At 65.4% G+C, this 26,743-nt stretch carries 28 protein-coding genes; 9 read left to right on the forward strand and 19 right to left on the reverse strand.

The genetic code is table 11. The annotated features are described in order from the left end of the window. Positions 1-13: 13 nt before the first annotated feature. The gene (locus ABEG18_RS05320) at positions 14-970 is read right to left on the reverse strand and encodes a helix-turn-helix transcriptional regulator (protein WP_406857057.1); all 957 of its coding nucleotides are present in this window, start codon (positions 968-970) and stop codon (positions 14-16) included. Between the two features lie 300 nt (positions 971-1,270). Further along, complete coding sequence (locus tag ABEG18_RS05325) at positions 1,271-2,566, reverse strand: DUF882 domain-containing protein (protein ID WP_406857058.1); 1,296 nt, start codon at positions 2,564-2,566, stop codon at positions 1,271-1,273. A gap of 1,588 nt (positions 2,567-4,154) precedes the next feature. Between ABEG18_RS05325 and ABEG18_RS05330 the strand changes: the two genes are divergently transcribed. Together ABEG18_RS05330 and ABEG18_RS05335 are read left to right on the forward strand one after the other, a co-directional pair. Next, on the forward strand, positions 4,155-4,763 hold the full coding sequence (locus ABEG18_RS05330; RefSeq protein WP_406857059.1) for a hypothetical protein: 609 nt from the start codon (positions 4,155-4,157) through the stop codon (positions 4,761-4,763). A 96-nt stretch (positions 4,764-4,859) separates the two neighbouring features. Then, positions 4,860-6,383 (forward strand): N-6 DNA methylase, encoded by a 1,524-nt coding sequence (locus ABEG18_RS05335; RefSeq protein ID WP_406857060.1) that lies wholly within the window; start codon positions 4,860-4,862, stop codon positions 6,381-6,383. Positions 6,384-6,588: 205 nt separating this feature from the next. Here ABEG18_RS05335 and ABEG18_RS05340 read toward each other — a convergent pair whose 3' ends face one another. The 9 genes from ABEG18_RS05340 to ABEG18_RS05380 all read right to left on the reverse strand — a co-directional run bounded on the left by ABEG18_RS05340 (position 6,589) and on the right by ABEG18_RS05380 (position 17,450). Beyond that, a complete protein-coding gene (locus ABEG18_RS05340) occupies positions 6,589-6,972 on the reverse strand; it encodes a hypothetical protein (RefSeq protein WP_406857061.1) in 384 nt (127 codons plus the stop codon). A 1,145-nt stretch (positions 6,973-8,117) separates the two neighbouring features. Continuing rightward, positions 8,118-8,510, reverse strand: a complete 393-nt coding sequence (locus tag ABEG18_RS05345) for a c-type cytochrome (RefSeq protein ID WP_406857062.1) — start codon at positions 8,508-8,510, stop codon at positions 8,118-8,120. Between the two features lie 41 nt (positions 8,511-8,551). Next, positions 8,552-9,553, reverse strand: a complete 1,002-nt coding sequence (locus tag ABEG18_RS05350) for an FAD:protein FMN transferase (RefSeq protein WP_406857063.1) — start codon at positions 9,551-9,553, stop codon at positions 8,552-8,554. Further along, positions 9,550-10,113: a nitrous oxide reductase accessory protein NosL gene (locus ABEG18_RS05355; protein WP_406857064.1), complete on the reverse strand. Its 564-nt coding sequence runs from the start codon at positions 10,111-10,113 to the stop codon at positions 9,550-9,552. The genes ABEG18_RS05350 and ABEG18_RS05355 overlap by 4 nt, the downstream gene beginning before the upstream one ends. Then, the gene (locus tag ABEG18_RS05360; RefSeq protein ID WP_406857065.1) at positions 10,110-10,940 is read right to left on the reverse strand and encodes an ABC transporter permease subunit; all 831 of its coding nucleotides are present in this window, start codon (positions 10,938-10,940) and stop codon (positions 10,110-10,112) included. The genes ABEG18_RS05355 and ABEG18_RS05360 overlap by 4 nt, the downstream gene beginning before the upstream one ends. Further along, positions 10,937-11,842 carry an ABC transporter ATP-binding protein gene (locus ABEG18_RS05365; RefSeq protein WP_406858536.1) on the reverse strand — a complete coding sequence of 302 codons (906 nt, stop codon included), beginning with the start codon at positions 11,840-11,842 and terminating at the stop codon, positions 10,937-10,939. Before ABEG18_RS05365 ends, ABEG18_RS05360 begins: the two co-directional genes overlap by 4 nt. Beyond that, entirely contained in the window at positions 11,839-13,224 is a 1,386-nt protein-coding gene (locus tag ABEG18_RS05370; protein WP_406857066.1) for a nitrous oxide reductase family maturation protein NosD, read from the reverse strand. Before ABEG18_RS05370 ends, ABEG18_RS05365 begins: the two co-directional genes overlap by 4 nt. Positions 13,225-13,228: 4 nt before the next feature. Next, entirely contained in the window at positions 13,229-15,175 is a 1,947-nt protein-coding gene (gene nosZ, locus ABEG18_RS05375) for a TAT-dependent nitrous-oxide reductase (RefSeq protein ID WP_406857067.1), read from the reverse strand. Beyond that, entirely contained in the window at positions 15,144-17,450 is a 2,307-nt protein-coding gene (locus tag ABEG18_RS05380) for a 4Fe-4S binding protein (RefSeq protein ID WP_406858537.1), read from the reverse strand. Before ABEG18_RS05380 ends, nosZ begins: the two co-directional genes overlap by 32 nt. 273 nt (positions 17,451-17,723) lie before the next feature. Between ABEG18_RS05380 and ABEG18_RS05385 the strand changes: the two genes are divergently transcribed. Continuing rightward, entirely contained in the window at positions 17,724-18,578 is an 855-nt protein-coding gene (locus ABEG18_RS05385; RefSeq protein ID WP_406857068.1) for a ferritin family protein, read from the forward strand. Positions 18,579-18,583: 5 nt separating this feature from the next. Here the strand turns inward: ABEG18_RS05385 and ABEG18_RS05390 are convergent, their stop codons facing one another. After that, a complete protein-coding gene (locus tag ABEG18_RS05390) occupies positions 18,584-19,051 on the reverse strand; it encodes an Rrf2 family transcriptional regulator (RefSeq protein WP_406857069.1) in 468 nt (155 codons plus the stop codon). 77 nt (positions 19,052-19,128) lie between these two features. Here ABEG18_RS05390 and ABEG18_RS05395 point away from each other — a divergent pair, with 77 nt between their 5' ends. From ABEG18_RS05395 to ABEG18_RS05420, 6 genes are all read left to right on the forward strand, one after another. Continuing rightward, a complete protein-coding gene (locus ABEG18_RS05395; RefSeq protein ID WP_406857070.1) occupies positions 19,129-19,287 on the forward strand; it encodes a hypothetical protein in 159 nt (52 codons plus the stop codon). 13 nt (positions 19,288-19,300) lie between these two features. Continuing rightward, the gene (locus ABEG18_RS05400; protein ID WP_406857071.1) at positions 19,301-19,747 is read left to right on the forward strand and encodes a group III truncated hemoglobin; all 447 of its coding nucleotides are present in this window, start codon (positions 19,301-19,303) and stop codon (positions 19,745-19,747) included. A 1,055-nt stretch (positions 19,748-20,802) separates the two neighbouring features. Next, positions 20,803-21,261 (forward strand): hypothetical protein, encoded by a 459-nt coding sequence (locus ABEG18_RS05405; protein WP_406857072.1) that lies wholly within the window; start codon positions 20,803-20,805, stop codon positions 21,259-21,261. Positions 21,262-21,372: 111 nt separating this feature from the next. Next, a complete protein-coding gene (locus tag ABEG18_RS05410; RefSeq protein ID WP_406857073.1) occupies positions 21,373-21,747 on the forward strand; it encodes a hypothetical protein in 375 nt (124 codons plus the stop codon). Continuing rightward, a complete protein-coding gene (locus ABEG18_RS05415) occupies positions 21,740-22,321 on the forward strand; it encodes a cytochrome c oxidase subunit 3 family protein (protein ID WP_406857074.1) in 582 nt (193 codons plus the stop codon). The genes ABEG18_RS05410 and ABEG18_RS05415 overlap by 8 nt, the downstream gene beginning before the upstream one ends. A 24-nt stretch (positions 22,322-22,345) precedes the next feature. Next, positions 22,346-22,579 (forward strand): cytochrome C oxidase subunit IV family protein, encoded by a 234-nt coding sequence (locus tag ABEG18_RS05420; RefSeq protein ID WP_406857075.1) that lies wholly within the window; start codon positions 22,346-22,348, stop codon positions 22,577-22,579. Between the two features lie 518 nt (positions 22,580-23,097). On the opposite strand, the gene ABEG18_RS05425 is transcribed toward ABEG18_RS05420, so the two are convergent. From ABEG18_RS05425 to ABEG18_RS05455, 7 genes are all read right to left on the reverse strand, one after another. Beyond that, complete coding sequence (locus ABEG18_RS05425; RefSeq protein ID WP_406857076.1) at positions 23,098-23,619, reverse strand: GAF domain-containing protein; 522 nt, start codon at positions 23,617-23,619, stop codon at positions 23,098-23,100. A gap of 227 nt (positions 23,620-23,846) precedes the next feature. Continuing rightward, complete coding sequence (locus tag ABEG18_RS05430; RefSeq protein WP_406857077.1) at positions 23,847-24,065, reverse strand: hypothetical protein; 219 nt, start codon at positions 24,063-24,065, stop codon at positions 23,847-23,849. Between the two features lie 510 nt (positions 24,066-24,575). Continuing rightward, positions 24,576-24,905 carry a cupin domain-containing protein gene (locus tag ABEG18_RS05435; RefSeq protein WP_406857078.1) on the reverse strand — a complete coding sequence of 110 codons (330 nt, stop codon included), beginning with the start codon at positions 24,903-24,905 and terminating at the stop codon, positions 24,576-24,578. A gap of 13 nt (positions 24,906-24,918) precedes the next feature. After that, positions 24,919-25,233 (reverse strand): multicopper oxidase domain-containing protein, encoded by a 315-nt coding sequence (locus ABEG18_RS05440; protein WP_406857079.1) that lies wholly within the window; start codon positions 25,231-25,233, stop codon positions 24,919-24,921. 46 nt (positions 25,234-25,279) lie between these two features. Continuing rightward, on the reverse strand, positions 25,280-25,519 hold the full coding sequence (locus ABEG18_RS05445; protein ID WP_406857080.1) for a hypothetical protein: 240 nt from the start codon (positions 25,517-25,519) through the stop codon (positions 25,280-25,282). Between the two features lies 1 nt (position 25,520). Continuing rightward, entirely contained in the window at positions 25,521-25,820 is a 300-nt protein-coding gene (locus ABEG18_RS05450; protein WP_406857081.1) for a hypothetical protein, read from the reverse strand. Positions 25,821-26,004: 184 nt separating this feature from the next. Further along, entirely contained in the window at positions 26,005-26,250 is a 246-nt protein-coding gene (locus ABEG18_RS05455; protein WP_406857082.1) for a hypothetical protein, read from the reverse strand. Positions 26,251-26,743 lie beyond the last annotated feature (493 nt).

The raw sequence follows: 26,743 nt of genomic DNA on the forward strand, positions 1-26,743 counted from the left end.
ACCGGCGCGCCTCTCAGCCGGGCCCGCGCAGCGTCGAGGACGGCGCTTCGCCGTAACGCTGGCGATACCAGGCGCTGAATTTGCCGAAATGGCTGAAGCCGCTCGCCATCGCGGCTTCGGTGACGCTGCCCACATGCCCGGACCGCAGCAGGTCATGGGCGCGCGCCAGGCGCTGCCGGCGCAGGAACTCTCCGGGCGAACAGCTCAGCCTGTGGCGGAACAGCTCCTGCAGCCGACGCAGGCTGACCCCCGAAGCGGCCGCGACCTCGGCGAGGCGGACCGGCTCGTCGAGCCGGGCGACCAGGTAGTCGACGGCGCGGTTGAGCGCCCGATGGGCGCCCAGCCCCTGCGCTTCCGCCGCCGGGGCGACCGGCTCCCGCCCCGCCGCTCTCGCCAGGATGGCCGCCGCCCGCAGGCTAAGGGCCTCCGCCATGCTGGCCGCAAAGCGCGCCCGGAATGCCGCCGGCTCCGCCCGGTCGGGCTCGAGCGCCTCGGCGGCCGTCTCGCGCAGCCGGCGCAGGCCCGGCAGATCGTCGCGCAGCGCCGCGGCCCGCAGCGCGTCGGGGAGCCGGTCGTCGACCTCCATCAGGCGCAGATGGGACTGCAGGAGCGCCGGGTCGAGCCGCAGCACCAGCTCGCTGTAGCCGTCGGTCGGCATGAACTGGGCGTCCTCGGCTACCGTGAAGCAGCCGTCGCTGCGCGGCGCCATGTCGTGGCGCCCAGACGACGTGACCAGCGTCGTCCCGCCCTGGAGCGGGAAGAACAGCACCGGCACCGCGAGGCCGAAAATGTCGAAGCAGGCCTTCGTCTCCCAGGTCCGGGAGACGTGCACGCCGGAGAAAGCGGTCGACCGATAGCGCAAGCGGAAGCGACGGCTCTCGGCCGTCACGCGGACGACGCGGCTCGTTCGGCCTTGCAGCCCTTCCATGGCTTCGTCGGGGCTGCGATAGTCGACGTCCTGAATGGACATGGCGGCCCACGGATTTTGGCTCGAGCTTGGCCAAGCAGGGTCGCCGACCGCGGCCCGTCCGGCAATCCGTGGAAGTCCGGATCGGCGGGCCCCGATCGTACGCAGGCGCTCAATCGCCGCAGGCGCGACGCGATCGGGACAGGCCGGCGCAACCGGGATAGCGTTGGCGCGGCCGATGTCTACAGTCGCGCCAAGGCCGTGAGCGGCCCTCGCGGAACTGGTCCGGTACAGGTCAGGCGCTCCCACCCAAGAACGTACCGAAGCCAGTCCCGGCTATGGAGCCCGCCGGGAACCGCGCTCTCACTCCGTCACGGCGCGCGCCAGGCGCATTCCGGCGTCGGTCGCGTCGGCGATCGTCAGCACCGGCAGGGGACGCACCGCAGGTCCGGCGAAGCGCGCCAGCCCGAGATCGGCGTTGGGCGCGTCGGAAAAGGTGATGTCCAGCACCGGGCCTGGCCCCGCGGCGATCGCGACCGGCTCGGGCGCGCGCGGGCGCACCTTCGCGACGTCGATCCGAAGCGGCTGTTTCCGGGCCGCGGGCTTCGTCCCCACGACGAACAGGGCCTTCACGCCCGACGGCTTGTCGGGCGCTGTGGCCCAGCCCGCCTCCTGGCTCAGGAAGCGGCCGAGGACGGAGGAGGTCTCCATGTCGGCGGGCCGAACCAGCGTGTCCGCCGCCGCGGTCAGAAAGGCGCCCGGGAGTTCGGCCGGCCGCCGCGGCGGAAGCGGCGCGGCGACCCTGACGGCGTCCTCCGGCGGCGCATAGGCCGCCACGGCGGTCGGCAGGGCGGGCTCGGCCTGCTCGGCCGGCTCGTCGCGGCCGCCGAACAGCGCCGCGAACAGGCTCTTGGTCCCGATCTGCGCCTGCGCCACCGCGACCGTCTCGCCGCCCACGGTCTCGCCGCGGGACAGCAGCTCCGCCCGGGCCGTCTGGTAGCCGGGCAGGGGCTTGCCGTTGCTGGGCAGGTGCACGGTCTTGCCGTCCGGGAACAGGCGGGCGAGCTGGTCCTGCGTCATCCGCGGCCACGCCCGGATGCTGCCGGTGTCGACATGAACGAAGGCTTCGGAGGCGTAGTAGCCCACGCCGCCGTGCTGCAGCCGCATCGCGGTGGCGCGCAGCTTGCCCGTCTCCACGTCAGGCATGCGGATGTCCATCGCCTTGCCCAGCATGTGCTGGCTCTGCTCGGACACGGCGCGCGAGCGGCGGTGCAGCATGGCGTTGGTCTCGGGCGATCGGTAGGCCGAGACGATGTGGATCGGCGCGCGCGACCCGGCCTCGCGATAAGCCTCCCACACGACGTCGAACAGCCGCGGATCCATCCTGGTGGTCTTGTCGTTGCGCCAGTCGCGCAGGAAGGCGTTGAGCTGGTCGAGGCCGTCCGAATCGAAACGCCCGTGACGACGATAGGTGATCGTCGCGGTCTCGTTGCGATGGGTGTGGAACAGCGTCAGGGATCGGGTGTCCCCATCCGCATAAGCTCCCGACGAGGTCTCGGCCGCCGCCGTCAGCGTCACGACTGCGGTGAGAAGTCCGAAGAACTTGGCCGCAGCGCAGCCGCCCGCAGTCGTCCTGCGGCGAAACAGGCATGAACGCAAAAACGTGCCCCCTCTAAGCTCAGGCTCGACGGTTCCGTTTCTTCTTCTTACGCTGTCAGAGCCACCAAAGGCTTCTCGCTCCTAGCGACGGACCATGGCGAAATAAAGTAGCGAAGTGGACGCCGATCCGCACGCGAAGCGCCTGGGAGCCGCCCAGCGCCGGCCTCGTCCGCCTCCATCCAATTGGAGGACCCCACGGCTTCGGCGATCAGAATGGGGGCGAGCCGCCGCTCGCTCCCTCGGTCCTGAAGGTGCTGCAGATTGGACAAAAGGAACAGGCGCGCGCCGTCCAGCATAGCCAGCGCATTGCCTTATGCATCCGTGGCGACCGAGGAGGCGCGCTGTTGGTAGAATTCCAGTTCTGTTTCGGTCTTGATGATCTTGGGGCAGCTATTCGCAACTTCGCACCGCCTGAGCATGCCGTCGCGGCGTCGAGTCCCTAGATCAAAGGCGACTAAAAACTGAACGGAAATCAGCTCCCGAAACCGTGCGTCGCTGTGCTGGCATGGCGAGCGGCCTCGCTAAGTACCCATGAGTTGTCGTTCGCCATGCCTTACCTCCTATTGCAGGCGGGCTGGGTCACGCCGAATACAAAGCGACTCGACCGTAAAAGATCTCACCATTACTTACGCGCCGGACCGGATCATACGTTATTTTCTATTTACGGTAAGAGTCAGATGGTAAGCAACGTCTGAGATGGGTCAGCATTGTGAATAGCTGCGTGCGTGCGAGTCTAGGAGATCGAACCTGGCGCGCGCTGCGCTCGGGACGTCAGCGAACCCCCGTTCAGGCGGGTAATCGCAGCCCAGGGCCCGATCGTCCGGAGCTGCCGTTCCCTTTGAGACCCACTCCAGCGGCGGCTGGACGACGTAAACCCGCAATCATCATCCTCAACCCGGTCGGTGTCACGCAACGGCGAAGTCGCGGCGCGTTGAACGGGAGCATAATGTTTCGCGATCATGACGCCGTCGCTCCGGCGCAACTCTCCTTCCGCTTCCGGATAGTGGGCGAGCAACAAGGGCACCGTCACATAGGTTAGTCCGGCGGCGAGCAAGAGCAGCAGAACCCAAAACAAGAAGCCGGGTTTGTGTCGGCGGCGCGTCGCCATCTGAACCCCCACAAATGCGCGAGGGCCACATGCTACCAACCGCGCCGCCTCTGGAGCATGGCGATAATGGCCTAAAGCTGCGCCGTAAGAGAGTACCTCCAGTGGAGTCCGCCGCCCCAAGGTGCAAGGACCAAGGACGTCGCCTGACACGCGCGGCGGCCGCGCTGATCGATCCTGCTGCGGGGCCTCGACCAGAGTGATGGGGGTGGCAGCCGCACCGATCACCTGACGTTCAGCTCGGCGAGCCGCCTTTCGTTAAAATCGAGATCTTCGTCACGTCACAGCTCTGCGTGTTGCTGCTACAGCAGGCCCGACGGAGCGGCCGCGAGCTGTCGAACCCGACAGTTTCCGGTCGACATCGATCCAGGGCGGAAACCGATTTTTGACGATGTTCCGGAGATCAATCATCCGCCGCGAAACTATATCTTGTTTGATGTGGGGCTCGTCGATATGTCAGCGATGGGATCCGGGGCATGGAACATGGACGACGCAGGGACGAGCACGATTGGGGCGATCAGGTCGCGCCTGCTGGAAGCCGCTCTGATGAGCGACGGATGCGTCTTCTATCAACAAGACGGCCTGACATGCCTTCTTGGTTTGCTGATTCGCGTTCTGGACGAGAGACAGGCGATCGCCCTTGACGAACTGCTGGCCGAATTTGTGCTTAAACGCGCGCAGTCGGACTATTCGCCAGTCGCCGGCTCTCTCTTGGCCTCCGTCGCAGCCGATCTGGCGAGCTTGGCTGGGCAAGAAGCGGGCGACCTGCTGAAAGCGATCGATCGCTGGCCGGACGCCCGCGACATCTTCGAATGTGAGAGTGACGGCAAGATGAGCGAGCTCGAAGAACTGCGCGCGAAGGTTCAGGCAATGGATATCCTCGTTCTCAAGCGCGACGACGCGTTGAGACAGGGGCTTGTCGACAGCCTTGCAGTGCTCCTGGAGCATCTGCTTGCGCGCGGCCTGTTCGACCGAGAAGACTTTGTGCGGTCCATTGACGAATGGGTGAAGCTGCGTGGCGACGAGGATGCGACAGGCAGGTTGCTCTACAGTTTGCGGGACTCGGTGGCGCGGGCTCCTCGCGACCATTGAGATCGGGCCTTGAGCTCTCCCGACTCTATGGCCGATCCTGTCTTGCCGAGAGCTGCGGTTCTCGACCATCGCGCCGATGCAATCGGAGCCACTGGGGTGCGCATTCGGGGCGGGACGACTTTTACGTCTGCGCCGCTGCTGCAGGCCGATATTCCTGAATTTTGTCAAAAGCGCTCTGGCGCCTTTTTCACGCCTGAGGACGTCGCCCGCGCGCTCGTCGCCTGGGTGGACCCGAGCGAGCCCGATCGTTTGCTGGATCCCTCATGCGGCGACGGACAGTTTCTGGCGCTGCATCGTCGCTGCGTCGGCGTCGAGCAAAATCCGCGATCGGCCGCGGCGGCGGTGACGGCCGCTCCTTGGGCTCTGGTCCATGAGGGCGATTTCTTCGACTGGGCTGCACGGACGTCGGAGAGGTTCGAGTGCGCCGCGGGCAACCCTCCTTTCATCCGCTACCAGACCTTCAAGGGCGAAAAGCGGCGCCGGGCATTGGAGCTCTGCGCAAGGCAGGGCGTAGCCTTCTCCGGACTGACCTCATCATGGGCTCCGTTCTTGGTGGCGACAGCCTCGCTACTGAAGCCGGGCGGCCGCTTCGCCTTTGTGACTCCGGCGGCGATCGGGCACGCACCTTATGCCGCTCCGCTGCTGGAACACCTGGTCGCGACCTTCGCCGCGGTCCATGTCGTTGCGATACGCGAAAAGCTCTTTCCTTTCCTGTCGGAAGATTGTTGGCTGTTGTTCGCAGGCGGCCGGGGCGGAACCGCCACTCACATCGACCTCACCGTCGTCGAGCGTTTTGCGCCGGATCCGCAGCGACCCGAGCCCACCGTCAAAATCGCTTTGGACGAGTGGCGCGCCGTCTGGGGCCGACGGCTGCGGCCCTATCTCCTGCCGCGCGACGTTCGCCAACTCTATGCGGCGGCGGCGTGGGAGGAGGACAGCCGACGCCTGGGCGATTTCGCCAGCGTTGGCACCGGCTATCTAAGCGGCGACAATGATTTTTTCCATCTCCGGCCTTCGACCGCACAGCGGCTCGGAATCCCGTCGGCCTTCCTCCATCCGAGCCTGCGCAGCGGCAAAGGGATTCGCAACGGCGCAATCACGAAGGCCACTGTCGCTGGCTGGACCCAGAACGACGAGCAGGTCTTTCTACTGAAGCTTGGGCGTAACGCGAGACTGCCTGCGCCCGTCAAAGCCTATCTGGACAGCGCGGCTGGTCAGATCGCCCGGGTGAGCTACAAATGCAAGAACCGGGAGCCCTGGCACGTCGTTCCCAACGTGCGCATCCCCGAATTCATGATGAGTTACATGTCTGGGCGATCGGTGAAACTGATCCGCAACGAGGCCGGCGTGACATGCTCAAACAGCGTGCACGCCCTTCGGGTCGACGACCCGGTTACGGCTCGCAAATTGTTGCCGCTTTGGGCATCGCCCTTCGTTCGATTGAGCTGCGAACTGGAAGGCCATGCGCTTGGGGGCGGCGTCCTGAAGCTTGAACCGCGAGAGGCTGCCCAGGTCCTATTCCCCAGCGCCAAGGCAAGCAAGAAAATGTCGGCCGACGGGCTAGAGGAGGCCATCGGCGTTCTCCAGCGCTGGAGACACTATGGCGAACGGACCAACTGAGACGCGATCGGTCGACAAGGCTCCGCGAATCCAGCTAACCGACCGAACTGGCCGCATGCGCGTCAGCACGTAGGTAGTCTGCGGGCGCCCATCCAGCCGCCCGAGCCTCTCTTGCTCGATCACATTAACGTCGCGTGATCCGCGGGAGGCCGAAGTCGTGCTCTGGGGCGACAGATGCGCAGATGTGCGGCCCCCGCGCATCGACCTATTGCGCTCGCTTCAAGATCGCAGCGCACCATCTTGCCTTGTCCAATCCCGGCTGCAGGATTCGCACGATCCCTTCAACGGCGGCCAACACGTCTGCGCGGTCCTGCGCGCGGGTGATGTCCACGCCCTGATCCGCAAGTTTCGCCAAGGCCGCGACAAGAGCGTCGCGCTTGATGGGCTGACCGGGCGCAGCGCAAATCTTATCATACGCTACCAAGGCTGCTGCAAGTGCCACCGATTCTTCACGGCTGGCAGCAGCGGCTGAAGGCGGCAATGCGAAACAGGCCGTGACTCCGATCGTCAGCAGTCCCAAGGCTGACAGTTCGCCTCCTCGACGACGTCTGAACACGCCATCAGTGGTGTTCCCGAAAGAGATGGTCACCTATGCCTCCGAAAATAGGTCAGGCCGCTTCGAATTAGGTCGAGGCAAAGATAGAGTCCCAGGCGGGACGCCGCCACTGGCCAGAGGCGTGGGACGAGCAACGGCGTGACCTCCGAGACGGCGCAAGGGGGCGGCGGCAACGATACGATCACCGGCAACGCCGCAGAACATGGAATCGTCGGGGAGGGGCAGGAAAGTCTGAACGTCCGGGAGACGCCGCTCTGCCATAAGGTGAGCAGGTCCGCGTCGCTGAGCGTCGCGACACGGCTTTCCTGTCCCGCGTCGCCGGCCAGGGCTGCCCCGAGGGGCCACGCGGGCGCTGGTGTCGAGGCGGTCTTGTCCACCAAGCCCGCAAGCCCCCGCGCCCCCCATCTCCAAGGCGCAGGCGCTGCTCTGGCTGCTGCGACATGCCGGAGCGTTGCCGACGCGCAGGCGAGGTATTGAGGCTCTAGCGCGAGGGGCTCATTCGGCGAGCAAGCGGGGTGTGTCGTCGTCAAGCACCATCTGGCGCACCACGCCGCCATCGCCGCGCCGTCGCCGGCCAGATCTGACGCTTGCTAAGACTCTCTCCCAGCGCGCGAAGGCCTCTGGGCGGCATGCCGCAGCATGCGTTGGTTAGGATGCGCCAAGAGCGGCCCCCAGCCGCACGACACTGCATTGGCACAGCGCATCACAGTGTGTCGCAGCACTGCAACTCCGCCGCGTTGGACAGTCGGGCAAAAGGACCGAATGATTGCCGGTCTTCGCGGCGCAACCGAACGGGTGAACCAGCCACTCCTGTCGTTCCCCGCGCCGATTCAAGCACATCAGCGCCCAGAACGATGCGCCACCTATTGTACTTTGTTCCCTAACCGAGCGACGCGACCGCATCGACGCTTTCGGCCATCATTGTCCGCGTGGACGTGCTCTAGCCGAAGTCGGGCGAATCCCGCTGCAGAATTTCGCCCTGCGGCTCTCGATCCACTCGCCCGCCCGTCTTCCGGGCGTTGGAAATTGGTCCATCCGTCCAGAGATCCTGATCTGCGATGTCGAGCTCGCCACGCTCGAAAGGGAGGTCTCATCCGGCGCTGACGCGCTCGTTGCTGATGGCTGGCGAAACAGCCCCTCGGGCGCGCGCCAAGAAAGGCGCCCGAGGGACGTGCCATTCAGGATCCGGAGAGTTTGACCGGGGCCTTGTCGTACTGATGAAGATACGCCGTCAGATCCTTGATTTTCTGTTCGTCCTTAATCCCAGCGAAAATCATCTTGGTGCCCGGGATTTTGGCCTTTGGGTCTTTGATGTATTCGGCGAATGTAGCCTCGTCCCAGGTCAGGCCTGAGTTCTTGTTGGCGCTCGTGTAGCTATACCCCTCGACCTGGCCAGCCTTGCGGCCGAACAATCCGTTGAGGGTCGGCCCAACCGCATTCTTCGCAGCGTCGCCAACCTGATGGCAGGCCTTGCAGGGCGCAAAGACCTTTTCACCCGCAGCGGCGTCCTGCGCTTGCGCTGCGCTCATTCCGGCCAGCACGGCGGCCGCAGCCAAGACGATGACCTTCATCACTTCCTCCTTGTGGCCCGCAATGCGGGCGTGGACCGTTTTCAGACGGTTATTCGCTTCGCCTGGCCGTTGTTGTCGATCAGGAGAACAAGCTCCGCGCCAGCAGCTCCCGCCCGATCTTGTATCTGAGCCTCGGTGAGGAGGCAGCAGGCGGTCGAGAACGCATCGGCCGCCGTGGCGTTCTTCGCAACCACGCTGGCGCTGGCCCAGTTCTGCGCGCATCCGCCGGTGGACGGAGCGAAAATGTGGTTGAACCGGCCGGCCACGTCGAAGCGGAACCCGTAGGGGCCCGACGTGGCCAGCGCGCGGTCGACGATTGGGATCAGCGCGGCGGCGCGTTCCGGCGTGTTGGGATCGGCGATCGCCACGTCCCACGGCCGGCCGGCGGGGTGATCGCCGATCGCGCGGCTTTCGCCCATGTCGACCAGGCTATGGTCGGCGCCAGCGTTGCGCAGGAGTTCAACGACTTTGTCGGTGACGAAGCCCTGGGCGATCCCGTTGAGCGTCACCGCCATCCCGCGCCGCAGGCTCACCCGATCCGGCCCGACCAGCAGTTGTTCGTAGCCAACGCGGGCCAGAGCCTCGCGGACGCTTTTAGGCGAAGGGCCGGCTGGGTCAGCTCCGTCCCGGGCGAAATGATCCCGATAAAGGGTCCAGAGCGGCTGCACGGTGACGTCGAAGGCCCCTCCGGTCCGCCGCGAGAATTCCTGCGCTGACGTCAGCAGCTCCACGAACTCGGGCGCCGGCGCTTCCAGAAAACCTGTGCGGTTCAACTGCGCCAACGCCGAGGTTTGGTCATACAGGCTGAACAGCCGCTCCAGCCGGCGCACCTCCAGTTCCACGCTGCGGATCAGCCGCTCGGCTTGGGCCCGGTCCGTGTGGTGGATCTGCATGGAGCAGATCGCGCCGAGAGCCAGTCCGCGCCATATGACCAGTTCGCCAGCCTGGCCCGGCGACGCTTTGACGCCCAACGGGAGCACAGCAAGGCCCGCCGCGGCTGCGCTGATCCCAATGAAGCGTCGACGGCTGGGAAGCTCGTTCATGGCGGTCCTCCATAAGCGCCGTGTGCGGCAGGCGCGGAAGGATCCTCGGCCATCGGCGGAGCCTGCAAGCCGGCGGCGAGGACCTGGTCTCGCGGCACGTCGGCGAAGGCCACGACCAACCCACCCTTCTCTTTGGCGAAGCGCTCGGCCGCGACTCGGTCGGAGAACGGTGCTGCTTCAGGGACGCCCATTCCGCCCCGCGCCGAGCCTCCCACCACAAACCACGCCTTGCGGGCTTCGACCCAGTTATCGGCGCCTGGCTTCTCCCAGGACGGGGCCTTGCCCATGTCGGACACGTAGACGGCCAAGATGTCCTTGGGCTCTTCCGGGAGCATGGTGAAGGCCAGCGTGTCGCGGGCCGACGAGAACCAGACCGGATCGATGCGGCTCTGCAGAATGATCTGCCCCTTCGGTCCAGGATGCTCAAGCACGTTCATGCCGCAATAGTGACCCATGGCCTGCTCGGTGAGCGCGAAGGGCTTGGGCGTTTCAGCCGCCTTCTCGCTGTTGCACCCGGCCAGCGCGAGCCCCAAGACGATGACCGCGAACGCACGCCTCATAGCTCTCTCCTGGAAAACGACAGGGAGGCCAGTCCCAGCGGCAGCGCGGTCCAAAGCACGAGCGCCGCCACCAGTGCGGTGGGGCTGAGCGCGGCGCTTCCCGCCAGGCCGGCCATGCCGGAAAAGGCGCTCACATTGGCGAAGCCGGCCAGGTTGACGAGACGGTAGACATCCGTAGGGTTCAGCAGCAGGAGCGCATTCAGCGCCGAGCCGGTGAGAACGCGGCCCTGGTCGAGCACCAGGAGACCGAGCAGCGCCATGTCGTAGATCAGCACCAAACCCAGCCAGATGCCGACCGAGACGCCGGCGGCCGTGCCCCGGTTGGCCGCCAGCGCGCTCACGAGGTAGCCAAGCGCGATGAACACCGCTCCCAACGCCACCGAGGACGCGATCATCGCGGCGAAAGCCGCCCAGCTCGCCGCATCGATGGCCGCGCCGGTCGCCAGCAGCGCCAACGCGGCGGCTCCGTAGCCCAGAAGCGTGGCGAAGGCCAGGATGGCGAGGTGACCGACGAACTTGCCGAGCACCACCTGCCAGCGCGCCACGGGGTAGCTCAACAGCAGCAGCATCGTGCCACGTTCCATCTCGCCCACGATGGCGTCGTGCGAAATGAGCAGGGCGATCAATGGCAGGAGGAAGATCGTCAGACTGGACAGGCTGACGATGACCACGTCGAGGGCGCGCACGCCGACGCTCCCCGTGGGGGCGCTGCCCAGGAACGTCAGCGCCAGCGCCAGTCCGGCCATGAGCAACGTCGTCGCCAGCACCCAGCGGTTTCGAAGTCCTTCCTGGATCTCCTTGGCGGCCATGATGGCGATGGCGCTCATGCCGCAGGCTCCTGATGGCGCAGAAAATGTGCGTAGAGGTCGTCCAAAGTTGGCGGGATGACCTCCAGATCTTCGGCCGGCGCCCCGCCGCATACGAGCGCCTGAAGCGCCTCGATCTTCCTGTCCGCGTCGACTTCGAAGTCCAGCCACCCGGCGGAGGCCGGCCGGACGGGACCCAGACCCTGGGGCAGGCTCAGGGGCATGGCGCGGGGTCGCACGCGAAACCGCACCGGGAGGCGCGCAATGCGCCGCAGCTCGTCAATGGAGCCATCGGCGACCATCCGCCCGTGGTCCATGATGATGACACGCTCGGCCCGCTCCTCCAGTTCGCTTAGCGCATGGGAGGACAACAGGACGGTCGCGCCACGTTGGCCCAGATCGTGGACGATCTCGTAGAAGCTGAGCCGCAGCGCCGGATCCAGGCCCGTGGTGGGTTCGTCCAGCAGCAGCACCTGCGGCTCGCCGATCAGCGCCTGGGCGAGGCCGAGCCGCTGGCGCATACCCTTCGAATAGGTTCCCACCCGCCGCGCGCCAGCGGCGCTGAGGCCGACCTTGTCGAGCAGATCGAGGGTCCGCGCCACGGGCTCGCCCTTCAGGCGCGCGTAGAAGGCGAGCGTCTCGCGCCCGGTCAGAGCGGCGTTGAACGACACGTTTTCCGGCAAGTAGCCGAGACGCCGGCGCGCCGCGAACTGGCCGGCGGCGGGGTTCTCGCCCAGAACCGACACGGTTCCGCTGCTAGGCCGGACAAGCCCGAGCATCAATTTCATCAGCGTGGTCTTGCCGGCGCCGTTGTGGCCGACCAGCGCCACGGCCCCAGGCGAAAGGGCGAAGCTCACCTCGCGCACAGCTTCCGCCGAACCGTAGCGCTTGGTGACGCCCTCGATTTTGATGGCCGCCTTCATGGCCCGGCCGCCGCTGGCGAAGGTCTTGGGGGCGGTGCGATCAGCGGCTTCGAATCGACGACTCCGCCTGGCAGGATCGCCGGAAACTGCGCTTGCGCCCATCGGATCACCTGTACGGCCGGACTGTTGACGAGGACTTTGGCGGTGGGAGCTGTCCAGAGGACCTTGTCGATCAGATCATTTGGCCGATAAGCCGTGTCGGCGACCCCGTCGCCGTTCAGGTCAAAGCCCGGATTGTCGCTCCAGTAATTGCCTCGCCCGGCTTTGGACCAATCCAAATAGCGGGTGCCGACATATTTGACCTGGTTGCGATTGGCCACGAAGGCGTTGCCGACCACCTCGTTGCCCTCCGACCCGGCGGTGAAGTGGATGCCGATCTCACAGCCCTCGAACCAGTTGTCGCGAAACCGGTTCTGGTTGGCGTTGTAGATGAAGACGCATTTTTCAGGCCCGAGACGCGCGCCCGCCGTCGCGGCCACTCCCGCTCCGTCTGCGGCTGGAAGGCCGTGTTCGCCTGGGGGCCGGCTTCCCCGGTTGGTCCAGCGCTCCGCTGGCTGGAGACCGCCGACCACCCTGTTGCCCAGGATTTGCGAACCGTTGGCGTAGTTGAAGACAAAGCCCTGGTCGCGGTCGCGGTCGGAGACGTTGCCGCGCACCACGAGGTGGTTGGAGTACATCAACGCATAGCCGACGGCGTTGCCGGTCGAGACATTGTCGCTGATTTCGCTATCGTTCGTGTACATGTAGTGAACGGCGAAGCGCACGTCGTGAAAGCGGTTGCGGGCGTACAGGTTACGCTTGCTGCTGATGCTGAAGACGCCGTCGCGGCCATAGCTGATGTCGTTCTCGATCACCTTGGCTCCAGGCGCGTTCCAAACCGATACGCCGTTGCCAGCCTCGTTCATGCGGCCCTCACGCAAGCCTATGATGGTGTTGCCGCGGGCGATGGCGTTCTCGGCTCCATGCAGGTAGATCCCGAAGAGATTGCCTTCGATCCTGTTGCGCTCGACGACCGCCCCCTTGGCGTCCTTGGCGACGAAGACGCCTGAATCCATGGCCTCCAGGTCGGCCCCGGAGCCACGGACCGTGAGCCCCCGGACCGTCGCTCCGGGGGCCTCGACCCGGATGACGCTGCCAGCGCCAGCGCCCTGCACGACGGCGCCGGGCCGGCCTTCGACGACGAGGCGCTTGCGCAAAACGATGGATCCCCGATGCAGGCCCGCAGCGGCCACCACAGTATCGTCCTCCGCGGCAGCATCGATCGCGCGCTGCAGCGAGCCCTCGCCAGCGGCGACCTCGACTTCAGCGCCGAGCGCCCAGCCCGCTGGGCTGCCGCTGAGAAGCGCCAGTCCAGCAAGCACGAGGATCCGTCGATCGGACATGGTCTCAGACGTTTTTCGGTTCGACGAACATGCGGCCCTTCATCTCCATGTGCATGGCGTGACAAAACCACGAGCAGTAATACCAATAGACGCCCGCCTGATCGGCGGTGAACGTCACCGACGCTGTGGCCTGCGGCGCGACCTCCATCTGGATGCCGTAGTTGATGATCGAGAAGCCATGGGTCAGGTCCTCGACGGCGTCGATGTTGGTCACATGCACGGTGACCTCGTCGCCCTGCTTGACCGTAAACTCCTCCAATCCGAAGGCGGGAGCGGTCGACGTCATGTAGACGCGCACCTTATCGCCGTCGCGGACGACCTTGTTGTCATCCTCCAGTTTCACGCCGTCCGCCTTGGCCTGCTTAACCTGGTCGGCGAAGAAGGCGTCCGCGCGATCCCAGATCGAGATCGGATTGATCTTCGAGCGGTGCACGATGGTGGCGTCATGCGGCTCGGCGAAGCTCGGGCCGTCGTGGACAAGGATCATCTTGTCCCCCGAGATGTCGATCAGCTGATCATTCTCGGGCTTCAGCGGCCCGACATTGAGGAAGCGGTCCTTTGAGAACTTGTTGAGCGAGATGAGCCACTTGCCATCCGCCTCCTTGGTCTGGCCCATGGAGGTGTGGTTGTGGCCGGGCTGATAGTGGACGTCGAGCTTCTGGATGATGGGATCGACCTTGGCGCCCTTGTAGGCTTGGCGGGCCTTCTCGATGTTCCATTTGCAGACCTGGCTGTCGATGAACAGCGTGGTGTAGGCGTTGCCCTTGCCATCATAGGCGGTGTGCAGCGGGCCAAGGCCCAGTTCCGGCTCCGCCACGACCACGTCGCGGGGCTTGATCTTGTCGTCGAAGAGGTCGTCGAAGAGGCGCACGTCCATGACGGTTACGGTGGGCGACAGCTTGCCATTGGCGACGATGTGAATGCCGTCCGGGGCGGTGTTCATGCCATGCGGGCTGTTGGACACCGGCACATAGCGCGTGAACGGCGATCCCTTGCGGCCGTCCACCATCGGCACGCCGCCGACCATCTGCGCCTTGCCGCTCTTCACCGCCTCCTCGATGCGCTTGATGTTGAAAAGGACCACCCAATCCTGCTCATTGGCGGTCATCTCGGCGAGGGTCACGCCCTCTTCCGAGTTGTAGCAGGTGGCGAAGGCGTATTTGCCCTGATAGTCGGCGTCGACGTTGTCGAGGTTGCCGTCCACCATCACCTGCCAGGCGACCTGCATGGTGTCGCCGTCCACCGCCGTGAAGATGGCGTGGTACTGTTTGTTGTCGTCGAGGATCTTACCATCGTTGGGGATCGGCACGCGATCCTCGCCGTTGCAGAACACGTAGCCGGTTTTCGGATATTTCTGCACCCGCAGGCCGTGCACGGTGTGCTGATTGGGCAATTGAATGATCTTGTCGCAGCGCATGACGTCGAGACGGATGCGGGCGACCCGGGTGTTGGCCTTGTCGTTGACGAACAAGTACCGGCCGTCATAGGTCCCATCGGTGAACGACAGATGCGGATGGTGCAGATCGCCGTTGAGGTAGGTTCCGCCGCGGGTCTTCAGGAACTCCTTGGTCTGCGGCAGCAGGCCCTCGGTCAGCACCTTGCGGCTCTGATCGGTCAGGCCCCAGCCCGTCGCGCTGCACCGGTTGAAGACCGGGATGCGCATGAGTTCGCGCATGGAGGGCAGGCCGACGATACGGACCTCCCCGGTCTGCCCGCTGGAGAAGAAAACGTAATATTCGTCCAGATCGCCTGGCCTGACCTCTGTGTTATTGGGGCCGCTTGCGACGGCGGGCCGCGCTGCAGGCTGGGTCTGGGCCTCGGCCTCGCCGACCAGGCCCTTGGTCGTGGCGATCCCGCCCGCTACTCCGGCCGCCCCGGCTGCGGCGACCGCTGCGGTCGTGCCGAGCATCTGCCTGCGGCTAAGTTTCTGGCTTTCGGTCTGATCGGTCATGGGAGCCTCCTGAGCTCAAGCTGGGGACGAGGGATGGCGAAGCGTCCGCCGCAGCGGCGCCGGTGAAGGTCACGACAGGCTTATGGCCCCCACCGCCGGGCCGCATGGAGGGAGACGACATCGCCTCCCGCTTCTCGCGCTTCAGCCGCACCTGGATCATATGCGGGCAGCGGTGGTCGTCGTGGTAGAGTTCCTGGCAGTGCATGCAGTAGATGCACTCGTTGACGTTGATGTGCCCTTCGGGATGGATGGACTGCACGGGGCATTCCTTGGCGCAGCGCTGACAGGGCGAGCCGCACTCAGGCCAGCGCTTTAGCCACTCGAAGGTGCGCATGCGGCCTGGGATCGCCAAGGCCGCGCCGAGCGGACAGAGGTAGCGGCAAAAGAAGCGCTCCACGAACAGCCCCGCCGTCAGCAGCGTCACGGCGTAGAGCGTGAACGGCCACTCGCGCGCGAATTTGAGCACGATGGCGGTCTTGAACGGCTCGACCTCTGCCAGAGTCTCGGCCAAGGCGACCGAGTACAGCGACGTTCCGACCAGGCCGATGAAGATGATGTACTTGATCGGCCACAGGCGTTCGTGCAGGCCCCAGGGGATCTTCAGCTGTGGCACCTTGAGCCACTGCGCGGCGTTGTTGGTGAGTTCCTGCAAGGCTCCGAACGGGCATAGCCAGCCGCAGAAGGGGCCCCGGCCCCAAAACAGCAAACCTGTGGCGATGGCGGCCCAGAGAATGAAGATCAGGGGCGCAGCCAGAAAGAACTCCCAATGGAACCCTGTCAGCAGCGAATTGCCGAAAGTGAGGACGTTGACGACCGAAAGCTGCGCGTTGGCGTACCAGCCGAGCCAGACCAGCGTGAACAGCAGAAAGCCGCGTCGGACCCAGACATGAAGTCGTGGCCTTTTCACCAGGGCGTCTTGGAAAAAAAAGATGGCGGTGAGAACGATCAAGGCGGCGGCGGTGACGGCGATCGAGGCCGCCTTCGTTCGCCAGATCGCCATCCATAGCGGCTCGGCCTCGTCGCCGGAGGCTGAAGCCAGAGACGGCGCGCTGGGAGCGGCGGCTAGAGCCGAACCGGCCAGCGGCGGTCTGACGGACGCCTGATCCGCGACGACGACGGCCCGCTGTTCCCGCCTGAGATAGGCGTCAGGAAGCGCATAGCCGACATCGAAGGTCAGGAACGCTTTCTCGCGTGGTCCCGCCGCCCTCTGCACCAGGAGCTGCAAGCTCCACGGCTCCGTCGGGTCGAGCGTGAACTCGGGCGGGGTCGTGAACAGCGCGATCTCGCGCAGGGCCGGAGCTCCCGGGGCGTTGAGCGCGCCGAGACGGGTGTGATGGCGGTCGCGGAACCGGGTGCTGGCCCCTTCCTGGAGGAGCTCGATTCGGTCGAAGATGCCGCCGCGGACATAGCCGGAGCCCTTAAAGGAATAGACGCCCTCGCCGGCGACGACGATGGCCTGTTGACCAGGCTTCAGCTGAGCTTTCAGGCGCTCGTAGCCGGCGTCGCCGAGCAGGCTCCGACCGATGGTGGGGACGGAGACGAGAGCGACGTAGAGATCGATGAAGGTGTCGTCGGGAGCGCCCGGCTCGGGGTTGGCGGCCGCAGCCGCATTGCCTGACTTGGAGAAGGCCTCGTTCACCTCTCCGAGGCTCAGGTGCAGGCGGCGCACCGAACCGTCGCCCATCAAGGTCTGCCAGTCCTTGATCGCGTTCTGTTCGAGGTCGACCGTCTTGTTCACAGGCGCTGTTGACGCCGAGGCCGCGGCTGGCCCCGGGCCGCCCAGGCGGCCGCTCTTGATCAGTTTGGAGGCGGAGCGCACGACGCTGTCGCCGATCACCAAAACGGTGACGGTCGCGCCGCTTACGATATCGACCTGGGGCGGCTTGTCGGCGCCGCTCGCGACGGGGCGCATATCCTTGCCGACCAAGGTGTTGATGGCGGCTAGAATGCGCTTTTCCGGAATGCCGATCAGCACGATCGGCTCCTTGTGGTCGACGAGTTTCAGGCCCGTGATGACGCCCTGGGGATCGATGCCGACCAGCACGCTGATTGGCTTTCCCGAGTAGCCGGTGGCGTTTGTGAAATCGGTGTTGAGGTAGACGTACCCTTTAAGCGCGTCCCCGGCGTAGACCGGAGCCATGGGCGGGGCGCCCTGCTGGGGGCCGAAGCGGTCCGCGCCGAGGAAAAACTCCGACGGCTCAGCCCTGCCGAGGTAATCTTGGAGCTTGCCCGGCGATCCTGCGGCGACTGCGATCGTCGCGCCGAAACCGCACATCAGGATGGTAAGCAGCACGGCCCGAAGGGTGTGGAGTGCCCGTGAAATCATCCAAGAGGGCTCCTGCCCGAAAAGAGGCTGCTTCGCGCAAGAGGGGAACATTCGGCCGGACCCTTGGAGGGTTCCCTGGTCGGAGAAACAAGTACGAATGGCTCGATGAACAGGCACGCGGTCCAAACAACACGGGCCGTGTGCCGCCTCTTTGCGCAGGGACAAACTGCGCGCTTATGATCGCCGATGTCAATTTCGCCGCCTCATCCGGGAGACGCGCAGATGCCCCATCTCAGGTCCGAGCCTGCTGGCGTCGTAGGCAGCCTCAACGAGCTTTTCGCGTTGGCGCACGCCATGGAAAGCGAAGCGGTGGCGCGCTATTCCGACTATGCGACGGCCATGCGCGCGCAAAAGCAGGACGATCTCGCCGATTTGTTCGAGCGCATTGCGCAAGAGGAGCGGGGTCATTTGGCGAGTGTCGACGCCTGGTCGGAACAGCGCTCCGGCCGCAAGCCGGATCCCGAGATCCTACGCTGGCGCGCCCCTCCCACCTTCGACGAGGATGACGCCGCCGAAATGGCGGGCTCGCACCTGCTCACCCCCTATCGGGTGCTGACCGTAGCGACACGGAACGAGGAGCGCGCCTTCACCTTTTGGAGCTATGTGGCGGCGCATGCGCAGAGCGACGAGGTTCGGCAGGCGGCCGAGACGATGGCGCAGGAGGAACTTGGGCACGTGGCGGCTTTCCGTCGCGAACGGCGCAAGGCGTTCCACGCAGGGCGGCGACCGGGCGGCGCGACTCCTTCACCGCAATCGGCCGCTGACCTAGAGCTTAAGCTGGCCTGTCTGCTCGACGTTATGGCGGCGGCTGATCCGGACTCGGGCGCGCTGCGCGAGATGGCCGCGACCAGTCGAGCCATGGCGAACCAGGTTCGGACGCACCAGCTTCAGGCCATTTGCCCGCCAGACGCTGCGGCGGATGTGGTGGCCGAGGCGCTGGCCGAGGCCTATCTTCAGGGAGCGGACGCGCGGCCCGGCCGCGATGACTACGATCACATGCAGAATTTGGCGCAGGCCGCCGTTAGGCGCTTGTCCACGCTGCGGGACGGGCCCGCCGCCGCCATTCGGGGCCGATAAGCGCATCACGCCTCTTGCAAGTCGCCTGGCCGCGCCTCAGCCGGCAGTTCCAGGCGGTCCCGGATCGCGGCCCGGGGCGCGGCGAGGTCAGCCAGGCTGATCCTGTCCAACTCAGCAAGAAAGGCGGCGAGCGCGCGGCCGAGCGCGCCAGTGAGGCGGCAAGCCCCGCTCAACACGCACGACGTGGGGGTGTCGCCCAGGCAGGCGACGAGGGCCAGGTCCTCTTCCAGGGCGCGCACCACGTCGCCAACCCCGATCTCCCGAGCATCCCGGGCCAGCCGCAGGCCGCCCCCACGCCCGCGGACGCCGGCGACGAAGCCTGCGCGGACCAAACTTTGCGCCACCTTCATCAAGTGATTTTGCGACAGGCGATAACGCCTGGCTAATTCCTCAATGGTCATCAGGCGCTCGGGCGTCGCCGCCAGCGCCATCAGCATCCTGAGGCCGAAATCCGTGTGCGAACTCAGTTTCATGGTCGTTCCATAAAGAGGTATTTACAGTGACTCTTTTCGGGCGTAAGTCAATGTGACCTCTTCCGATGGGACTCGCCATGACCGCCGTTCTCACCAAGGGCTTCCTGCTCCCAGGGGATCTCGTTTCCAACCTGGTCGGCATCCGCAAGGCGGACGACCGAGGCATGATGCGGACCCTGATCAACATGTTGTTCTGGAACCTCGTCGGGGCTTTCGTGGCCCTCTACTTCGCCTAGCGGCGGCGCGCCGATGTCGTCAGGCCCGCAGGTTGGGCGCGCCGTTTCGCCCGGGGCGGCGGTCGCTATCGACCGCACCCTGATCCGCCAGGTCGTGCACGCGTTTTACGACAAGGTGCGGATCGATCCCCTGCTCGGACCCATCTTTGACGGGGCCGTGCAGGACTGGCCCCATCATCTGGATAGGCTGACCGAGTTTTGGTCGGCGATCACCCTCATGACGGGCGGCTACAAGGGCGATCCCTTACGGGCTCACGTGAACCTGCCAAAGCTCGGCGATGAGCATTTCTTGCGCTGGCTCGCGCTGTTCCGGTCCACCCTGGCTGAGCACTGCACGCCTGAGCAGCATCTCGTTTTCCTGAGCCGAGCCGAACGCATCGCCGACAGTTTCAGGTTTGGATTGGCCAGCATCGAGGGACGGATCGCAGCACCTTTGACCGGATGCTCCGAACGCCAATAAGCGTTTCAGGCCAGCGCCGAGACACTCGTTCGTCTGCGCCGCCAAGCCTTCAAAGCTGTACCGCTTGGTCGTGAGCTTTCTAACTCGCGCAGGCCATCGCGAAGCCATTCTGGAAGGCGCCAAACTCGTTGAGCCGCGCGTCCATGTGACTGGATTCCGCGTCGACTTTGGCCCACTCGACCTCGCCCATGACGCGGGTGTCTTGTTGCGCACAGAAGCGCCGATGGGCCGGCCCGCTTCAATGGTTCTTCTACAAGACCTGGAAGGCCGCACGCAGAGTGCCCGGATGGCGGATCAGCTGGTGCGGACGGCCGATGAGCGCGTCCCATGGATCTTCACTCACGCGTCGGACACGGAGTTGCCGGATCGAATGATCCCGCCGGCGTCTGTGCGAAGAAGAGCTCGTCGATTTCCAAACGGCGGTTCTTTGTCGGTGAGCGGCGTGGCCGCGGGGAGGGGAAGCGTAGAGTCGACCAATAGGACGTCGGAGCTGAGCCGTAATCGACAAACATGCTCGGGGGTAGCGGCCCCATCGATGTCCGCCACCTAAAGTCAGACAAATCGCTTGAAACTGTAGATGATCCCGAAAGGCTGGGGGTCCCTCCCCATTGCGATTTGCACCGACATGGAAGCGCTGGTCGAAGGCGAGCGGCAGGGACGCTCCCGCAAATGGATCACGCGAGCTTGGGCCTGGTGTTAGGGCCACCCCAGGGTAAGGACGGCGGCGAATCCTCCGCCCTCAGTGGCCTGCCTTCCCCCAAGTCTCGGCGCTGCGCGGCGGCTTAGAATCCGGGGCGGGTGAAAATGGTTCCTGGACCGAAAGGTTCCGCGCGGGGACCGCCACGAAACGCAGCCAAATCGGTTCTCCTATGGCCCACAGGCGACCTGGATCGCCTGCCAGATGCAGGCCTCCAAGGAGGAGTGGAGCCGTATCTTCGATATCTTTGTCCTGCGGCAAAGAACGCCAGTACGGCGCGCGGCACAAGCTGCACATGCAAGCTCCTCCCGAAACGCTCCACGTTGCAGCGCCCACCCCGATGGCCATCCGATGCCAAATGATCGCCCGGATCAACGTTCGGCGCTCAGGCGACGTGCGCGACGTCTCGGCCTGCGTACTGGCGGGGTACGCTTGGCTTGCGGTCGCCGCGGCTATCCTGACGGCGGCGCTTTTCGTCGATCGTCCCGGTCGCTACGACGCGCCTATCCACGCCACGATGCTCGGCTTCGTAGGGTCGAAGGTGTTCGGGCATGCGTTGATCGTCTCGCCGGCGATGCTGCGCGTCCGAGTTCGGCATGCGCCCGTCATGTACGGCCCTCTGACAGTTCTTCACCTCTCGGTCGCGCTGCGCGTCGGCGGAGGGCTGGCGTCGTTTGAGGCGGCCCGCATCGCGAGCGGTGTGCTGACTTTGGTGGCGTTCGCAGGGTTAGCCGCCTGCGTGATCGTGGCTGGCCAGGTTCCGGCCCGTGCGCGGCCTGCTGGAACGGGTGGCGAGATCCATGCCTCGAAAAGCTGATCTCACTCGCTTTCGCCTGGATCGCTCCGGAGCGGAGCAGTCCGTGAAGGCGGCGCCTCGGCTTGGTCCGGGGGGACCTGTTGTGTCTTGCCGCCATGCCGAGGAGACCCCATGAGCGCCACGACCGCGTCGGTCATCTCTCGGGTGGAGGTCGTGCTCCGAACCGTCGATCTGGATTGCGCTTGCCGCGCGCGGTTGGCGGAAGCGCTCACGCGTTTCGCTCAGTTGGAAGCACGCCGCCAAGCGCGGCGCGAGCTCGAAGACTCGCGGCGCCAGCGAGACCTCATCGCCGGCATCATGACGCTGATGTCGGACCTTGACGAAATCGCCTCCGACGAGGCCGACGCGAGCGTGTATGCGGAGCTCGCCCACCTGTTTGACGACGTGGCCGAGGCTGCCCGTAAGGGAGCGTCGGCGCTGCGCAGTCTTGGCGCGGGCCTTTCGCCCGCTTCTGGGAGCTGGTCAGGGGGAGGGGGGCATGACTGAAGCCGTGCGGATCGAAGACGCGGATGAGGGCGTGTGGGTCATCTTCCGCGGCCTGCCCGGCCACCCCATGATGTGGGTGTTGATCCTGAGCGAACTCGTCGTGTTCGGCGTCATGCTCTGCGCCTTCGCCATGGCTCGTCGCCTGCATCCGGACCTGTTCGCCGTCGGCCAGGCCCAACTCAGCCCGATACTGGCGACCATAAACACCGCCTTGCTCATCACGAGCGGTTGGTGCGCGGCGCGCGGCTCGGCGTCCGCGGCTCTGGGCCGAACCCAGCGCGCCCGCGCATGGCTGGCCTGCGCGATTGCTCTCGGTTTATCCTTCCTTGCAGTCAAAGGGCTCGAATACGCGAGGAGCATCGCCGCAGGCCATGGGCTAGAGAGCGACGCTTTCTTCACGTTGTACTTCCTGCTCACCGGCTTCCACGCGCTCCATGTGGCGCTCGGCGTCGTCATCCTCGCCGTGGTCGCTTGGGCCGCTGACGACGAAGCCGTCGAGACGGGAACCGCGTTCTGGCACATGGTCGACCTGGTCTGGATCGCCATGTTCCCCATCATCTATGTCGTGAGGTGACCATTGGGCGGGTCGGCGTTACGGGTGAATTCGGTTTGGATCGAGCTCCTGCTTCTCTTAGGCGTCTCCGCCCTCGTTCTGGCGGCCGGACTTCCGCGCGTACTGACGAACGGCATCATCGTCGCCGTGCTACTCGCCAAGGCGCGGCTTGTCAGCTTGGAATTCTTAGGCTTGCGGAGTTCGCCGGTGTCTTGGCGGCGGGCGCTCGCGGCCGGCTTTATCATTGTCGGAAGCTTCGCCTTCATCACCACGGTGTGACCTGAAGCCATCGAAGCTGCGCTGGCGCTGTAAGCTGCACCATGACCACTGCCGGTTGTTCATCTCCAACGGCCCAGTTGCCGCGGACAAATGCGGAGCGGTGCTGAAGGACCGATGAGGCGCGCAACCGCGGACCCCCAAAGGCCTAAGGATGGGGCGGCCGCGACTGGAGACGCCAAATTCGGGGGCCGATCAGCGGCGCCGATCCGCGCCCACCACTCGCCGAACGAGCAAAGACGCTTCTCCAGCGCCTTGTTCGCTTCGCCAGGCTGCAACGCTGCAGTCATTAGCCGTCGTCATAGGTCAGCTGGTCCAGAACATGGCAGGCTTGGTCGAGAGCGCCACAGCCACAGATTCGGGTTGTCGGCGAGGTTGGCGGAGGGATTGGTCAAGCAAGAGCCGATCCGAACCAGATTGAGCTAGCGCCTTTTCCCCCGGCGGTGAACCAGTGACTTCTTTGGCGCTACGGTCGACAGTCGCAGGCGGCCCCGCCAGAGCGCGCAAGCGCGCCAGGGTACTTAAAGGCTGCAGTCCTTCCTATATCCCTGCCGAATGTAGGCCGTGCCCGCAAGGATCAGCCGCAGTTCGCTCACGGCGACGGCGGCCAACTGCTTGAGCACCACCCTGCCTGGGCCGTCCAGCATGCGGGGAACGCGGTCTGCGATGCAGACCGCTCCGAGTCCCACACCAGGCGCCAACATGATCGGCGCGCCAGCATAGAACCTGATGCCGGGCGCGTGTTGAACGAGCGCACTGCCCGCGAAACGAGGATCGCGGCGGGCGTCCGGGACGACCAGGATTTCGTCGTTGAGGATTGTGTGCGCGCAGAACGCGTCCGACCGCGAGCTGCCCGCCAGATGCGTGCCGGACTTGGCCTTGAACCATTGCCGGTCCGCGTCGACGAACGAGACCATCGCCATGGGAACCTGGAAGAATTCTCTGGCCAGCATGCAGACACGGTCGAACCCTTCGCTCGCCTCCGTGTCGAAGATATTCAGGGCCGCTAAGTGGGCGAGCCGCCGGCGCTCGTGTCGTGGCACGGGGAACGACATCCGCTCAGGCCGACTGCAGCCGAGCGCGCCGGCGCACGGTCAACTGCTTTTTGGGCGTGGCCGGAGCGAACGCGAGCGCTGCAGCCGTGCCGACCGCCGATCCGAGCAACACTGTATCCGTTCTCTTTGACATCCCACGATCCTTGTCGCGATAGGCCGGGGTAGCGTCTTTTTTGATCGCATTCTTTGCTCAGCGACAACGAAACGCATGACTCTCAAGCCTGGATCGGGCGAACGATCCGTAGATCCGTGTCGACGTGGTAGATGGCGTGGCCGCAAGCGTATTCCGCGACGAGGTAACAGCCGGGTTCGATCGTTTCCGTCCGGGTGAGATCGGGACCCACAATGGCGATTGCGAGGTCGCGGTCGCCCTGCGCGTCAGAGGCGGCCAGCAGTCGGTCGCACAGGGCCCGTGGGATGATCTCAATCGTCATGGCGGCCGCCTCAGACCGCCCGGCTGTAAGTGCGCCCGGGTGCGTCAAGGTAGGCGTCGAAGGCCGAGGCGACGGTGCGCACCAGGCGCCTGGCTTCCCGGGGCAGCTCGACAGAGCCGCCGGCGCGACGAATCAAACCTGCTTGTTCCAGCTCGGGCAACCGAAACGCGGAATGGAGCACCTTCGACACATGCAGTCATGGCGCCATGGGCGCCACGGCGGGTGAGCCGGCGCCCTCCCTCGCGACGAGCGGTCGCTGTCCTGTGTTCAGGGGCGTCGTTCTGCGTCGTCAGCGACAGCGGTGAACCCGTGCGCCCGTTCCCGCCGGAGCGCGCGATGTGGGAGGCCCCGCGGCCATGCCGTCGACTCCATGCATTCCCTGACCCCCGCACCAGGCCGGCCCCGACCGCGGGCGGCTGGTCTTCTGCTAACCCACGGCGGCTTGGGCTGGCGCCGCTTAGTGGCGGCGCCCTCGGCAGCATCGATCTCGGTCATGGGCGGTCAGCCGTGTCACCGGGCGAACATGATGGTCAGCAACAGGGACGCATCCTCGGCGGCACGAAGACTGTGCGGAGCGCCCCCGGCGAGGTGAATCCAGCTTCCCGGGGCCAGTTCGATCGAATCCCCCGGCAGGTCCAGGGTCACCCGTCCCTCCAGACAGTGCAAGGTGATCGGTCCCGCCACCTGATGCGTGGCGATCTCGGCGCCGGCTTTTATGACGAGGCGCACGGCCTCGAACGCCTCGGTCTTCACCAGCGCGGTCGTCTTCGCCGACGACAGGGCGGGCCCAAGCGGGCTGAGGTCGACGACCTCGCCGGGCGCGGAACGATGTTGAGCCATGACAGTCCCTCCGTTAGCGCGTTAGGGCCTCGCCGGCGTGCATGACGTCGTCGTTCGCAGGGCCCTCCACGATGAGCAGTCCAGCAAGCCCGCGCTCGACCCGCGACAGCGCGTGATCAACCAATGTGTAGCGACCGGGGCGATCGAGCTTCATCTGCACGATGGTCGAGCCTCCTGGAGGCACCGATACGGTCTGCAAGCCGGTTGCAGGGGGCGCACCGAGGCTCCCGTCCTGATAGACGCGATCAAAGATCTCGCCGATGACATGGAACGAGGACGTGAAGTTCGGCCCGCCCACTCCGAAAAAGATCCGGACGGTCTCCCCCACCCTGGCGCGAAGCGGGTGCGAGCGCGTCAGCGCGTCGACAGAGCCATCAAATAGGAAGGAAATACTCCGGCTTCTCGGACACGAGCTTATCGAAGTCCATTTCCTGGTCGCCCTGCGAGCCGAACCTCTGGGTCGAGTTGATCTCGCCCTGCATGACGTAAAACTCGCGGTCGACCTGCGGCAGCCCACCCTCTGGTGTGACCCGGTCGTTGCCGTCCCTGCAGCGAAGCCGGCCCGTCCAGCACGCATCGCAGCAATCGGAAGCAGAGCCGAAGCAAGCGGACAATTCATATCCGGAAGGAGTGGTTTACGAGCACGTATCCGTTGTCGCGCACCACCGTGGCCATACGCCGATCATCCGCATGTTGCGTAGCCATCGCGATCAGAGCGGCTTCTGAATAGGATTGGACGTCTTCAGCCCTAAACACCGCCGTCTCGCCATAGACCCCATCCGAGCACCACCATTCGATGCGAACCGGGATTTCGTTGATGCGGGTATGGCGAAATCGTCTGACATGCGCGTCGCGATGCACCGGCAATGCGTGGAACAGCGTCGGTAGGTCCTGCACAGCTGAAGTCGGGTTCACTGCGAACTCCACACGTCATCGTCATCGCCGCATTTGAACAACGAAGATGGAGCCACAATGGTTCAACGTAATGATCAGCGAGAGACTAGCGCGGCGGGCGGATCGTTGACCGGGGCAGGTTGAGCCGAGCTTAAGTTTGCCATTCGTCGAACGGGCTCGCGCGATGGCGAGCCCGCAATCGACGTCAGAATTCGTCGCCCCAGCCGCGCTGCCGCGGCCGGTAATAGCGCTCCTGCTCGTAGTCCCGGCGGGAGCGCCGCTCATAATTATGCCGACGCATCGCCCGCTCACGTTGATATTGCTGGGTGGCGTAGACTTCTTCGGGGCTATGGCGCCAGGTTCCGGTGCTCGCGCCGGCCTGCGCCGGGCTGACGGCGAGAAAGCCCGCCGCTAACGCGCCGGCCATCGCCGTCAGGGTGATCTTCAGCATGGGGTGCTCCATTCGGCCAAGCCGACCATTGAACTTCTTCGGTCAAGGAGTAGACGCACGCCAAGGGCGGTGGTTCCCGACCAGGCATTCGTAAAGCTAACCGACTGCTCGAAGAGGCGCTGGGGGCGCTGGCGGCAAGCGCTGTGCCAGACACCGCCCATGAATTGCGCCAACTCGCGGCCCAGTGCCGCGCCCGCGCCGTCTTCATCATCTGCAACGTGCCCCCCGGGACGGCGCCGCAGCCGCTCTTGGAGGAGATCGCCGATCAGATCGACGATGCTCTCGCCGCCGCCACGCAGCGTCTCGCCCCTCAGGCGCCTCCGCCCGCAGCGGGCGCAATGCCCCAACCGGCGCAGGGAGATGGCCAACCGCTCCTGTGTGGTGAAGCGCTGCCGGCTCACGACGCCGACCCCAGCGCCGCGGGCTCCGCCTGACCCGCGGCGAGCCCCGCCACCCGGCCGCAATGGCGGGCCCAGTCGCCTTGGCGAGGCGC

Source organism: Alsobacter sp. KACC 23698 (assembly GCF_045348435.1).
Classification (GTDB): Bacteria; Pseudomonadota; Alphaproteobacteria; order Rhizobiales; family Beijerinckiaceae; genus Alsobacter.